Source organism: Pandoraea anhela (assembly GCF_902459655.1).
Lineage (GTDB): Bacteria > Pseudomonadota > Gammaproteobacteria > Burkholderiales > Burkholderiaceae > Pandoraea > Pandoraea anhela.
The window spans coordinates 1-12539 of the sequence record NZ_CABPSB010000022.1; the positions used below are offsets into that span (position 1 = coordinate 1).

Sequence of the window (12539 nt, forward strand, 5' to 3'; positions counted from 1 at the left end):
CGTAGCGGTCGTGCCAGCACGCCCTCAAGCGCCTTGGAACATGCGCTGATCGCACGTTTTGGCACCTTGGGGCGAGTCGCCGAGCCATTTCTGCTCAGAAGCGACAATGGCCGGGTCTTCACGAGCCGTCGTTACACGGCGCTGGTACGTAGCTACGGATTGCGCCAGGAGTTCATCACCCCGCATTGCCAGCAGCAAAACGGCATGGTCGAGCGAGTGATTCGTACGTTGAGGGAGCAATGCGTGCACCGGCATCGCTTCGAGACATTGCAACACGCCAGCCGTGCAATCGCGGACTGGATTCAGTTCTACACCTATCGACGGCCTCATCAGGCGCCGAAGATGAAGACCCCGGCTGAGGCATTCGCTTTAGCCGCTTAACCTGTGCAGGTTTTGCTAGGTCAATACAGGGGGCGCTGCGGGGGCCGCTGCGATGGACGCTTCGGGGGCCGCTGCGCGGGCCGCTTCGGGGGCCGCTGCGATGGCCGCTGCGTGGGACTCTGTGAGGGCCGCTTCGGGGGCAGCTGCGGGGGACGCCGCATGGGCCGCCATTGAACCCACCGTTAAAACCTTGCAGATCAGCGCGCACGAGTTGTTCGCACGCATGATCGCCGCGGAGTGAGGTTGACATGAACGCACCCCTACCGCACCCCGCGGCACGACGCCCAGCGAGCTTCAAGCCGGTCATCCCAAGCCCGCAGTCTCCCGAATTCGCCGCGCTGGTCGATGAGCGTGTGTCGCTGATCGAGCGCGCGTGCCTCGTCGCTGACGTTGTCGAAGTGCTTGGCGCCCTTCCCGATCCGGCCGACATGACGGTGATCTGCTCGGCTTACCGCGCGGGTTGTCCTGACATCGCGCTTGGCCCGGTTTTGCCTCGCATTCTCGACCGCGAATGGAGGCAGCTTGCGGACAGCGAGATCACGGCCGAGCTGAACAAGCGCGCATCCGGCCTTGTCGCCGACGACTGGATTCCTGGGTATGTGACGGCCCGCGAGATCGCTATCGCGCAGATGGAGGTGAAGCATGAAGGTATGTCGCGCCGCGACTACTTTGCAGCTCAAGCACTCATCGGCTGGATGGCTTCGTCGGAGCCGCATCGAGACCTCACACGCAAAGCCGACGAAATGGCGAGGGCTTGCTTTCTGATAGCTGACGCGATGCTTGAGGCCAGCGAGGAGGCTGACGCATGAACTTCTTCCGCTACCTCGACCGATTCGCGGACCGTCGCCCGAAGACTGCGGGCACGCTCGCCGCAATCCTGCTCATCGTGCTGTATGGCGTGGTCGGCACCAATGACCTCGAAGACGCCATGCGCGCCGCGCAGCCCGTAGTTTTTCGGAGCGTCTGACCATGAATGCACCCCTGATCGCGGTCCCGGACCGTACGAAGTTCATCGGCGGTAGCGATGTCGCAGCCATTCTCGGCGTCAGCCCGTGGCGCAATGTCGTCGATCTCTGGATGGACAAGATCACGCCCCGCCGCGAGGACGGTCACAACGCGGCTGCCAAGCGTCGCGGTTCGCGCTTGGAACCGTACATCCTCGACATGATCCGCGAGGAGCACGGCCTGAATATCGTGGCTGCCAACGAACGCTACATCGATGCCGAATTGCCGTTCCTCGCGGCGGAGATCGATGCGGAATACGCTGACGGTGAAGCACGCGAAAACATCGAGATCAAGACCGTTCACCCGTTCAAGTCGAAGGAATGGGGCGAGCACGAGACTGATGAATTGCCGCTGCACTACGTTGCCCAGGTGCAGCACGGCCTCGGCGTGACAGGCCGCAATACCTGCCGCGTCTTCGCACTGATCGGTGACGACCTGAAGCCGTATGTCGTGCAGCGCGACGACGAACTGATCCGCGTGATGCGCGAACGGTCCGCTGAGTTCTGGACGAAGTACGTCGTCCCCAAGGTTCAGCCGCCCATCGATTACGAGGCGAAGAACGTCCTCGACACCATCAAACGCCTCTATCCGGGTAGCGACGGCACCGTGATCGACGCCACGGCCATGCATGAGCACTGGCGCGCTGTATTCGAGACGGCCAAGCGCATGCAGGCCCATTACGAGGCGTTGCAGGACGGCGCACGCGCACACCTGCTCGCAGAGATGGGCAAAGCCGCAGCCATTCGATTCGACGACGGTCAGGCGTTCATCCGCAAGGAGATCAGCAAGAAGGCCTACAGCGTCGAATATCCCGCCTCGAAGTACATCGATTTCCGTCTCGGCAAATTCAAGGAGTAAGCCAGTATGAGTACCAACGCACTCAAGGCAAAGGTCACCGGCACCGCCGTGGCCGAAGAGAAGAAAAATCCGGTCGACAAGGTTGCGACGATGCTCGCCAGCCCTAGCATGCAGGCGCAGATCAAGGCCGCGCTGCCGCGCCACATGACCCCTGAACGCCTCGCACGCATCGTCACCACTGAGATTCGCAAGGTGCCGAAGCTGGCCGAGTGCACGCCGGTGTCGTTTTTCGGCGCCGTGATCCAGTGTGCACAGTTGGGGCTCGAGCCGGGTAACGCGCTTGGCCACGCCTACATCCTGCCGTACGACCGCAACGTCAAGGATGGCAACGGATGGACAAAGGTCAAGGAGGCGCAGCTGATCATCGGATACCGCGGCATGATCGACCTCGCCCGCCGGTCGGGGCAAATCGTCAGCATCGACGCGCGTGCCGTGTACGAGGGTGACAAATTCGACTGTCGACTCGGGCTGGATGCTCACATCGAACACGTCCCGGACTGGAACAACCCGAACCGCGCCAACGCCGCGAAGCTGACGTTCGTCTACGCCGTGGCGAAGCTCAAGGATGGTGGCATCCAGTTCGACGTGATGAGCCGCGCCGAGGTCGAAGGCATCCGCGCGCGCAGCAAGGCTAAGGACAAAGGCCCGTGGGTCGACGACTTCGCTGCGATGGCGCTCAAGACTGTCGTGCGGCGCCTGTTCAAGTTCCTGCCTGTGAGCATCGAATTGCAGACGGCAGTGTCGCTCGACGAGCGCGCCGAGATCGGTCTGCCGCAAGACAACGGGGCGGTGATCGATGGCCAATTCTCCGTGGTCGACGAGGAATACACCGATGAACAGGGCACGCAGGACGCGCCGCAACTCGAAGGCCCGAGCATCGCGAATCTCATGAGCCAAGTGCAGGCAGCCAACACCGGCGACGAGCTAGACATGATCCTCGACAGCGGCCGCGATCTCAACGCGGAAGATAACCAAGCGCTGCGTGAAGCCATCGGCGAACGTCGCGACGCCATCAGCCAGTAACCCGCCACCTCCCGGAGATACCCACCATGTTCGAACTCGAAGCCCAACAAGCCAAGCTCACCAGCGTCAACCCGCGCGCCGAACTCCACGGCGAAGACAAGAAGCCGGCCGTCGATCTGAAGTTCGAAGTCGCGGCCGATAACGGCGTGCTGGCGAACTTCGGCGCGGATCTGCGAAGCATGCTCTACACGCTGCCGGACGCGCAGGACGATCTGATCGACAAGGACCGCCTGTCGAAGCTCAAATATCCGAAGATGTCGCCCTTCAAGTGGGAATTGGAAGGCGTCGGCTACACAGCCGAGATCGACTATGGCCTCGGCGGCGACAGCAACATCCTGCTCGACGATCTCAAGGTCGACGGCTTCCGCATTCAGCCAATGGAGGGAGGCACGGTGATCGTGTCCTTCCGCTGCATCGCGCATCCGGAAAAAGACGATATGGGCAAGCTGTGCGGCCTGATTCAGCGCGATGTCGAACTGACGCTGACCGCTCCGCCGCCGACCAGCGTCCACGACTTGCTCAAGGATGCCTGACATGCGCACCCCATCCACCACTGAAATGGTGAAGGCGCTGGAGGCGATCTCCGGCGACCTGACCGACGACGAGCGCGCGACCCTCGCGCCGATGGCCGAAGCCATGCACTCCGGCGTCGTCACCCAACTCACCGGCGAGCAAGTTGAAGCGCTCGACGACATGTATGCCGCGTACTTCGGGAGCATCGCAAATGTCTGAACTCAAGACCGTGACGTTTGATGCGAGCCAGTGGCAGATCGTGCCGAAGACCATCACCAAAGCGATGATCGAGAACGTCGCCGCTTTCGGGAAAAGCGACGGCATCGACGGTTACAACCTTCAGCGCGGCGCTGAATTCGCGAATAGCTGGAAAGACGCTCTCGCCGCTGCCCCCACGCCAGCCGCACAGGATAAAGGGCACTGCATGTGTCCTGCTTGTCGTGATGGCGTCATTCATGCCAGCGATTGCGCGGTACACAACGCCCCGGCGCTGCCGACTGGCACGTGTGACTGCGGAGCGGCGCCAGCCGCACAGAGCGCAGGGCAAGAGGCGGTGGCGTGGCAAGTCAAGTGGCCGAACGACAACTATGAAGTTTTCGTAGACGAGGACGAAGCACTTAACGCCGCCACGATACACCGCGCCGTACCAATCCCGCTCTACCGGAACGCCGCGCCCGTGAATGTCTCTGAGCAGAGCGCAGGGCAAGAGGCTGTAGGCGTGGCAGGCACGATGCCGGGTACGGAAGGTTTCACTATGGTCTGCTTCGAAGCGGCCAAGTTTCCAGTTGGCACGCGGCTCTACGCCGCGCCCGTGAATGGCGGCGAGCGCCCGAAGTCTGCACCGCTGTTCATGACTGGCTGGCAGCTTCTGGAAGCGCTGGATCTCGTCGCACCTGACCGCGACACCGACCGAGACCAGCTTGACTGCGAAATCGCATTACAGATGGGCGACGCGACAGGCCACAGCGGCGCCGGGCTGTACGCATGGGAAGCCAGCGAACCGGAAGAAGGTTCGTCATTCCTCGCGGGCGAGCGCACCGTAGGAAAGCCATCCGATTGCAGCGGCGAGCCAGAATGCTGCCCTCAGAACGAGGGTTACGGATGCCACTGTGGCACGCGCAATAGCGATGTGCAGCGCGGCGCAGATGCCTCGCCTACAGACTACGCCGCGCTTGAGCGCGAGCACTTCGGCGATCCTGACAAGCGCACTGGCATCTACGCCGAGCGCGCCGCAGATGCGCATCAGGTGGGCGGGGATATGCTTGAAGCGCTTGAATCGGTCTTGCGTGATGAAGGATTCAATGATGACACGATCGGTGAAGCTGATAAGGCTGCAATTTGCCGCGTGATACTTGAACAAGCCGCCCTCTCGTCTCCCCCGAAGGTGGGCGGGGATGAGAGGGAGGCGTTCAAGCGCGAGGAACGCTACATCGTAATCAAGCGCAAAAACCTGTCCGGCACGAAGGAGAAAATTTTGCGCGACCTTCTGCACGACAACCGCATCCCGACAGTGGAGTGCGTTGTCGTCGAAAGCGACTGGCCTGAATACGGATCCGTTTGGGCAATGATCGAAGCCCGCATGACCGGCCGCGCCGCGCTGTCGGCGGATGGCGGGGATCGCAAGGATGCGGGAGATAAAAATGCCAACTAAGCCAATGGACCAGAAAGTGAGAATTACCCGAAAGGTCCAAATTGATCAGATCTCAGGTTGTTGGAACTGGATCGGAACAAAAGACCGTGTGGGTTATGGGCGAATCAAAATATCTCTCGGATCGCGCGCCTTCTTTCGCTTCTCTTCGGCACATCGATATGCCTACGAATTGTGGATCGGCAGAATTCCCGAAGGCATGAACGTACTGCATCGTTGTGATAACAGGGCATGTTGTAACCCGGCCCATCTATTCATTGGAACACAACGGGACAACATGCTGGATATGCATGCAAAAGGACGAGGCCCACGAGGATACTCCCGGAATATCCGAGCCTCGCAGGCAGCGGAGGAGCGGAAATCGTGAGAACGCTCACCATTCCCGTGAAGGGCATTTACTTCGACCAGATCAAGGCCGGGACGAAGTCCTTCGAGTATCGCTTGCGCACGGGCTATTGGGTGAAGCGTCTCGTCGGGCAACAGTACGACCGTGTGGTCCTAACGCGCGGCTATCCGAAGGCCAATGACTTGGCGCGACGTATCGAACTGCCGTGGCGTGGCTACATCGAGAAGACCATCAAGCACCCTCATTTTGGGTCTGAGCCTGTGCCCGTCTTCGCCATTCGTGTGTCAGTCGTGAACAAGGGCTACTGCGTCGTCTGTGGGCATCCCCGCGAGCGGGCCGTCCATCTGCCGCCGCTAGGTTCCCCAGAAGGATCACCGGCCTGGGGCCATGAGTTCGTCGACCAAGACACCCTGAACGAGATCCAATCATGAAACTCATCATGACAGAAGCCGAGGCAATCGCTGCCGGGTTCACGCACGCGGGCACGCTCTACAGCGTCCCGGTATGGGTGGATATGCGTTGCGAGTCGTGCCCGAACATACATCCGAAATACCGCATCTCTGAGCCGTGGATATGGCTATGTGAACTCATGGCGATTCCCGTGAGCATGTGCATGTCGGAATCGTATTTCCGCATCACGCTCAAGCGCCGTATCGGCATCGAGGACCGCTCATGAGACAGAACGAGATCATTCTGGGCGACTGCCGAGTAGTGTGCGCGGCCTGCCGCTTTAGCAGTAACCCGCCCATGATTATTCTGGGCGCACGCCATTGGGATCCACGTATGCATGAGACGTTCGAGGCGCTTCAGCAACTCGTGTCGGCATCGATTATCGATCATGGGCGTTGGGAACAAGGCTTCATCGACCAGTTTGGCAAGTTCCTAAGCCGCACCGAAGCCTGGAAGGTTGCCGAGGCCGCAGGCCAGATCATCCGACGCTGCGGTGGCGACGAAGCCGACGGCGGCACGCTCTACAGCGAGAACCTTTACTGACGTGAGCAGCATGACCACCCACCCGGCCACGGCCGAAGCACTGAAAGAGATTCTGCGGGTCACCGCGAAGAAATGGAGGTTGATATGAGCCTTAGCGAATACGACAAGAAGATATTGGGAATTCTTGATGCGCGCGGAGCATATACCACAGCAGATGTGGCGAAGCGCGTCGAGCCACAATTCGGACACAATCGACGCACCCATTCAGGAGCGGTGCGTTCATGGCTGCTCAATCTTGAGCGCCAAGGTCTTGTCAGAAGGCTTGACGATCAGAAACCTGTTTGCTGGCTGAAAGTCGATCAAGCGGCGCAATAGAGATTTGGGAGTTGAACGATGGGAGCGATAAGCCTGCGTGAAGCCGCCGCACTGCTCGGCGTTTCCTACGGCACCGCATACGCGCACCGAATTGAACTCGGCTTTTTCCGAGTCGGCGCCGCGTGGCGGATATGGCCCGAGCAACTGAAAAACATCCCGGCGTACAATGGCAACCGACCGGCGCCGGCGGAGAAGGAGAAACTATGCCCATCCGTAAGCGCGGAGACGTCTATTGGATTGACATCCGCTTACCAGGCGGAGAAAGACTTAGACGTTCTGCTGGCACGAGCGACCGAAAGGAAGCTCAGGAATACCACGACAAGGTCAAAGCCGAAGCGTGGCGAGTAACAAGGCTCGGGGAAAAGCCGTCCCGGACGTTCGCAGAAGCCGCCGTAAGGTATCTGACAGAACAGTCCGGGTCGAAGGACTACGAGAGTAAGGAACGGCACATTTTGCATTTTCGTGAGTCGTTCCGTGGCGAGACTCTGGACAAGCTCACCCGTGACCGCATTATAGCTGCACTGCCTCGGACGTACATGCGCGGCAAGACGGAAACGCAAACGAGCAACGCAACGAAGAACCGCTATTTGGCGACGATTCGGGCGATGCTCAACGATGCCGCAGGCCCGTGGGAATGGATCAATCGAGCGCCTACGTTGGAGGATCTTGTTGAACCTTCGAAACGCATTCGGTGGATCACGCCGGACGAAGCCCGGAAGTTGCTCGATTCCATTAACACGCCATGGCTTCGAGATGTTGCGACGATGGCCCTTTCCACTGGCTTGCGGCGCGGCAATATCTTCGGTCTGGAATGGTCGCAGGTTGACCTAGTCAGGCGACGCGCTTGGATACACCCTGACCAGGCAAAGGCGGGTAAGCCGATTGGGGTGCCGTTGAACGACGAGGCCGTCGAAGTGATTCGCCGCCAGATCGGGAAGCACCAAACTCGTGTCTTTGTGAGGAATGGCGAACCGCTGGCGTATCTGGATAACGTCCAATGGAAAGGGGCATGCAAGCGTGCGGGGATCAGCGATTTCCGATTCCACGACCTGCGCCATACATGGGCAAGCTGGCACGTCCAGAACGGAACGCCATTGCAAACTCTGATGGAGATGGGGGGATGGGCGAGCTACGAGATGGTTCTGCGTTATGCCCACCTTGCGCCCGACCATCTGGCCGAGCATGCAAACTCGGTCACAATTTGGGCACAAGTGCCTCGGAGTTTTGAGGCACAGCAAAACAAAAAGGCCGGATAACCGGCCTTTGAGTCAAGCAGTATAAGGGTCTTGGCGGAGAGGGTGGGATTCGAACCCACGATACGGTATAACCGTATACCGGATTTCGAGTCCGGCGCATTCGACCACTCTGCCACCTCTCCAAGCGTTCTTTCTGCCTTGGTTCGCTGCCTGAGTGGCCTCAAGCAGCGAGAAAGAGATTATAGCCGAATTTCTTTTTCGAGCAACTCTTTTTTCGAAGTTTTTTACCTTGAATCGATGCCCTTAACCGGCGCCACTCCCGTCGCCACTCAGGCCGTCGGCTCCAGACGTTCGATGCCGCCCATGTAAGGGCGCAGCACATCAGGCACCGTCACCGAGCCATCTGCATTCTGATAGTTCTCGAGCACCGCCACGAGCGCGCGTCCGACAGCAAGCCCCGAACCGTTCAGCGTGTGCACCAGTTCCGGCTTGCCCTGCGCGTTGCGAAAGCGTGCCTGCATCCGGCGTGCCTGGAAGCTCTCCATGTTCGAACACGACGAGATCTCGCGATACGTGTTCTGCGCCGGAATCCACACCTCCATGTCGTACGTCTTCGCACTGCCGAAGCCCATGTCGCCCGTGCACAGCACCAGCGTGCGATAGGGCAACCCAAGCTTCTGAAGAATCGTCTCGGCATGGCCGACGAGCGTCTCGAGCGCGTCGTACGATTCGTCCGGGCGCACCACGTGCACCAACTCGACCTTGTCGAACTGATGCTGACGAATCATGCCGCGCGTGTCCTTGCCATAGCTGCCCGCCTCCGAACGGAAGCAAGGCGTATGCGCCACCATCTTCATCGGCAACGCATCGTTCGGCAGCAACTCGTCACGTACCAGATTCGTCAGCGACACCTCCGCCGTCGGAATCAGATAGAAGTTCTCGAGGCGCTCGCCCTCTTCGCCACCCACTTTACGCGGCACCTTGAAGAGGTCGTCCTCGAACTTCGGCAACTGGCCCGTGCCACGCATCGACGCCGCATTGACGATGTACGGCACGTACGTTTCCGTGTACCCGTGCTCACTCGTATGCGTGTCCAACATGAACTGCGCCAACGCACGGTGCAGACGCGCAATCCCCCCCTTCATCACCGAGAAACGGGCGCCGGCCAGCTTCGCCGCCGCATCGAAATCCAGCCCCAGCGCCGCGCCCAGATCAACGTGATCGCGCGGTGTGAAGTCGAACTCGCGCGGCGTGCCCCAGCGGCGCACCTCCACGTTCTGCGTCTCATCCGAGCCGACCGGCACGCTCTCATGCGGAAGGTTGGGCACCCCCAGCAGCAAATCCGACAGACGCGTCTGAATCTCTTCCAGACGCACCGACGACGCCTTGAGCGTGTCCGCGATGCCGCCGACTTCGGCGATCTCGGCCGAGGCGTCCTCGCCCTTGCCCTTCTTCATGCCGACCTGCTTCGACAACGCGTTGCGACGCGCCTGAAGCTCCTCGGTTTGCGTCTGAATCTGCTTGCGCTCCGCTTCGAGCGCCGCGAACGCCGCCACGTCGAGCGAATAGCCGCGCGCCTTGAGTCGCGCCGCAACGCCGTCGAGATCCTTGCGAAGAAGTTGAATGTCGAGCATGGTGGGAAATCTTTTGTGAGCGGCCCACATCGGCAGGCCATGAATTGGATGTTGGCCGCTGCCCGCGCAACTTTTCGCTGCGCGCAACGGCAATGGCGGGATTTTACCAAACGCGCAGCACGATGACGCGTTTTAGCAAGTCCGCCATGCTTGAGCGCGTGTATTTGCGGGATCCCCGAGAGCAAACGGTGTCAGGGGCTTCAGGGGCGTCCGGCCATCGACGCCTCGTCGACGCCACGGGCAGATCGATGCCTTATGCACTCACCGCGCGAGTCGCCGTCGACAGTCCCCGCTGCATCCACGACTCACGCAGACGCGTCGTCGCCGGTCTCGTCTGGCGATGCCTTTGCGGAGGAAGATGAGGAAGAGGAAGATGGGGACGAAGCTGCACCGCCGACGGCAGGCGCTTTTGCCTCGGCATCGGACGATTTGCGCCCCTTCGCATTGGCGCGCCGCCACTCGGCATCGAGCGTCTTCAGCCAGTTGAGCTTCTCGCCGATTTTCCCCTCAAGCCCTCGCGGCACCGGTCGATACCAGTTTTGTGCCCGCAGGTCGTCGGGGAAGTACGTCTCGCCGGCGGCATAGGCATCCGGCTCGTCGTGCGCGTACCGATACTCGTGGCCGTAGCCGAGTTCCTTCATCAGCTTCGTCGGCGCGTTGCGCAGATGGATCGGCACGGCGCGCGATTTGTCCTTGCCGACGAACGCACGCGCCTGGTTATAGGCGTTGTACCCCGCGTTGGACTTCGGCGCGGATGCCAGATACAACACCGCCTGCGCCAGTGCAAGCTCGCCCTCGGGCGTGCCGAGACGCTCGTACGTCTCCGCCGCATCCAGCGCGATACGCGCCGCGCGAGGATCGGCCAATCCGATATCCTCCCACGCCATTCGCACGATCCGGCGCGACAGATACCGCGGATCCGCGCCGCCGTCGAGCATGCGGCAGAACCAATACAGCGCGCCATCGGGCGAACTGCCGCGTACCGACTTGTGCAGCGCGCTGATCTGGTCGTAAAAGGCGTCGCCGCCCTTGTCGAAGCGACGCAGATTCTCGGCCAGCACGCTCGCGAGCAATGCCTCGTCGATCGTCTCCAGTCCCTGCGCCACCGCTGCCTGCGCCACGATCTCGACATTGTTCAGCAACTTGCGACCGTCGCCGTCGGCTGAGTCGATCAGGCCCTGACGCGCCTCATCGGTCAATCCGATATCGCCCAACTCATGCGCGGCGCGCGTGACCATCTCGCCCAGTTCTTCGTCGTTCAGGCTCTTGAGCACATACACCGCCGCACGCGAGAGCAATGCGCCGTTGACTTCGAACGACGGGTTCTCCGTCGTTGCACCGACAAAGATAAACAGGCCGGATTCGACGTGCGGCAGAAACGCATCCTGCTGCGCTTTGTTGAAACGGTGAACTTCGTCGACGAACACAACCGTCTGCTTGCCCTGCGCGCGCTGGATTTGCGCAGCCTCGACCGCGTCGCGAATGTCCTTCACGCCGGAGAGCACCGCAGAAAGCGCAATGAAGTAGGCCTTGAAGGCGTCCGCCATCAGACGTGCGAGCGTCGTCTTGCCCACACCCGGCGGCCCCCACAGGATCATCGAGTGCGGACGACCCGCCTCGAACGCCACGCGCAATGGCTTACCCTTGCCCAGCAGGTGACGCTGGCCAATCACATCGTCGATGGTATGGGGGCGCAGGCGCTCGGCCAAAGGCACCGAAGCCGACAAAGGGGCGTCGTTTGGCATGTTCTCAAGCAGCGCGGCCGGGGAATCCCCGGCCGCAGTCAGATAATCAGATGCCCCCATTATGCCAGCCTGACGGCCAGCTCGCCCGTATGGCGCTCATGGCGCTCATGGGGCAAGCGCGGATGGAGCGGACAAGAGGAAACAGGAGGAGACAGGAGGGGGCGAGAGACGGGGCGAAAGTGGGGGCAGAGACGGGAGGGCACGACCGGGCGTGCCCGCGAGGTCAGCCCTTGATGACGTCGGCCCCCTTGGGCACCGTGAACTTGAAGCGGTCTGCCGGCAGCGCCGGATTCTTCTGCATATTGCCGAACGTGAGCAGGGTCACGTTGCCGAACGCATCGTACAACTCCATCGCCGCCAGGTTGCCATCGCGAAAGCCAATACCGACTCGCTGGAACTGCGTGTCCTGCGACTTCGGCTTGAGTTCCACCCAGTCGATGCCGTTCTTCACGCCGGCATCCTTGAGCGTAAAGCTCTTCTCGATGTCGTTACTACCGAACAGAATCGCGGCCGGACTCGCGCCCAGCGAGTCGCCCAACTTGCGCTCGGTCACCTGATTCAGGTCCTTGTCGTAGACGTAAAGCGTCGTTCCGTCGGCCTGCAGCAGTTGATCGTACGGCTTGGTGTAATGCCAGACGAAGCGACCAGGGCGCGAAAACTCAAACGTGCCGGACGCCGTATTCGTTACCTTCAACGCGCCGTCCTGCTGGCCTTGCTGCTTCACCTGCTTCTGCTCGAAGTCGCCACGGGCCGTCTTGACCTGTGCCGCGAACGCCTTGAGTTGCGCCGTCCCGCTGGCATAGGCCGGCGCGACCAGCGCCGCCAGCGTGACACCGACGACGCCTGCCATGAACGGCAAACTGCGCTTGAATCCCAACATAT

At 61.0% G+C, this 12539-nt stretch carries 17 protein-coding genes and 1 tRNA gene; 14 read left to right on the forward strand and 4 right to left on the reverse strand.

Annotated features, from left to right (window positions below; all coding sequences use genetic code 11):
- From PAN31108_RS22285 to PAN31108_RS22345, 14 genes are all read left to right on the forward strand, one after another.
- The coding region (locus PAN31108_RS22285) for an integrase core domain-containing protein (RefSeq protein WP_150670954.1) at positions 1-381 on the forward strand (381 nt) is incomplete at its 5' end.
- A gap of 248 nt (positions 382-629) precedes the next feature.
- Positions 630-1190, forward strand: coding sequence for a hypothetical protein (locus PAN31108_RS22290; protein ID WP_150670955.1), 561 nt, complete (start codon positions 630-632; stop codon positions 1188-1190).
- Positions 1187-1348 (forward strand): hypothetical protein, encoded by a 162-nt coding sequence (locus PAN31108_RS26495; protein WP_174995102.1) that lies wholly within the window; start codon positions 1187-1189, stop codon positions 1346-1348. The genes PAN31108_RS22290 and PAN31108_RS26495 overlap by 4 nt, the downstream gene beginning before the upstream one ends.
- 2 nt (positions 1349-1350) lie before the next feature.
- A complete protein-coding gene (locus PAN31108_RS22295) occupies positions 1351-2244 on the forward strand; it encodes a YqaJ viral recombinase family nuclease (RefSeq protein ID WP_150670956.1) in 894 nt (297 codons plus the stop codon).
- A 6-nt stretch (positions 2245-2250) separates the two neighbouring features.
- Positions 2251-3267: a recombination protein RecT gene (recT, locus tag PAN31108_RS22300; RefSeq protein ID WP_150670957.1), complete on the forward strand. Its 1017-nt coding sequence runs from the start codon at positions 2251-2253 to the stop codon at positions 3265-3267.
- Positions 3268-3293: 26 nt separating this feature from the next.
- Positions 3294-3800: a hypothetical protein gene (locus PAN31108_RS22305; protein WP_150670958.1), complete on the forward strand. Its 507-nt coding sequence runs from the start codon at positions 3294-3296 to the stop codon at positions 3798-3800.
- A 1-nt stretch (position 3801) separates the two neighbouring features.
- Positions 3802-3999 (forward strand): hypothetical protein, encoded by a 198-nt coding sequence (locus tag PAN31108_RS22310; protein WP_150670959.1) that lies wholly within the window; start codon positions 3802-3804, stop codon positions 3997-3999.
- The gene (locus PAN31108_RS22315) at positions 3992-5431 is read left to right on the forward strand and encodes a hypothetical protein (RefSeq protein WP_150670960.1); all 1440 of its coding nucleotides are present in this window, start codon (positions 3992-3994) and stop codon (positions 5429-5431) included. Before PAN31108_RS22310 ends, PAN31108_RS22315 begins: the two co-directional genes overlap by 8 nt.
- Positions 5432-5435: 4 nt before the next feature.
- Positions 5436-5795, forward strand: a complete 360-nt coding sequence (locus tag PAN31108_RS27205; RefSeq protein WP_150671015.1) for an HNH endonuclease signature motif containing protein — start codon at positions 5436-5438, stop codon at positions 5793-5795.
- Positions 5792-6205 (forward strand): ASCH domain-containing protein, encoded by a 414-nt coding sequence (locus PAN31108_RS22325; protein ID WP_370819713.1) that lies wholly within the window; start codon positions 5792-5794, stop codon positions 6203-6205. Before PAN31108_RS27205 ends, PAN31108_RS22325 begins: the two co-directional genes overlap by 4 nt.
- Entirely contained in the window at positions 6202-6450 is a 249-nt protein-coding gene (locus PAN31108_RS22330; RefSeq protein ID WP_150670961.1) for a hypothetical protein, read from the forward strand. Before PAN31108_RS22325 ends, PAN31108_RS22330 begins: the two co-directional genes overlap by 4 nt.
- Positions 6447-6767 carry a Y16D family protein gene (locus PAN31108_RS22335; protein ID WP_150670962.1) on the forward strand — a complete coding sequence of 107 codons (321 nt, stop codon included), beginning with the start codon at positions 6447-6449 and terminating at the stop codon, positions 6765-6767. The genes PAN31108_RS22330 and PAN31108_RS22335 overlap by 4 nt, the downstream gene beginning before the upstream one ends.
- A gap of 84 nt (positions 6768-6851) precedes the next feature.
- Entirely contained in the window at positions 6852-7082 is a 231-nt protein-coding gene (locus PAN31108_RS22340; protein WP_150670963.1) for a hypothetical protein, read from the forward strand.
- Between the two features lie 203 nt (positions 7083-7285).
- The gene (locus tag PAN31108_RS22345) at positions 7286-8338 is read left to right on the forward strand and encodes a tyrosine-type recombinase/integrase (RefSeq protein WP_150670964.1); all 1053 of its coding nucleotides are present in this window, start codon (positions 7286-7288) and stop codon (positions 8336-8338) included.
- A 31-nt stretch (positions 8339-8369) separates the two neighbouring features.
- Here PAN31108_RS22345 and PAN31108_RS22350 read toward each other — a convergent pair.
- The 4 genes from PAN31108_RS22350 to lolA form a co-directional block, all read right to left on the reverse strand.
- Positions 8370-8460 (reverse strand) — tRNA-Ser (locus PAN31108_RS22350).
- Positions 8461-8607: 147 nt separating this feature from the next.
- On the reverse strand, positions 8608-9912 hold the full coding sequence (serS, locus tag PAN31108_RS22355) for a serine--tRNA ligase (RefSeq protein ID WP_150670965.1): 1305 nt from the start codon (positions 9910-9912) through the stop codon (positions 8608-8610).
- Positions 9913-10217: 305 nt separating this feature from the next.
- A complete protein-coding gene (locus PAN31108_RS22360) occupies positions 10218-11657 on the reverse strand; it encodes a replication-associated recombination protein A (protein ID WP_174995103.1) in 1440 nt (479 codons plus the stop codon).
- A gap of 223 nt (positions 11658-11880) precedes the next feature.
- Positions 11881-12537, reverse strand: coding sequence for an outer membrane lipoprotein chaperone LolA (lolA, locus tag PAN31108_RS22365; RefSeq protein WP_150670967.1), 657 nt, complete (start codon positions 12535-12537; stop codon positions 11881-11883).
- Between the last annotated feature and the right edge of the window lie 2 nt (positions 12538-12539).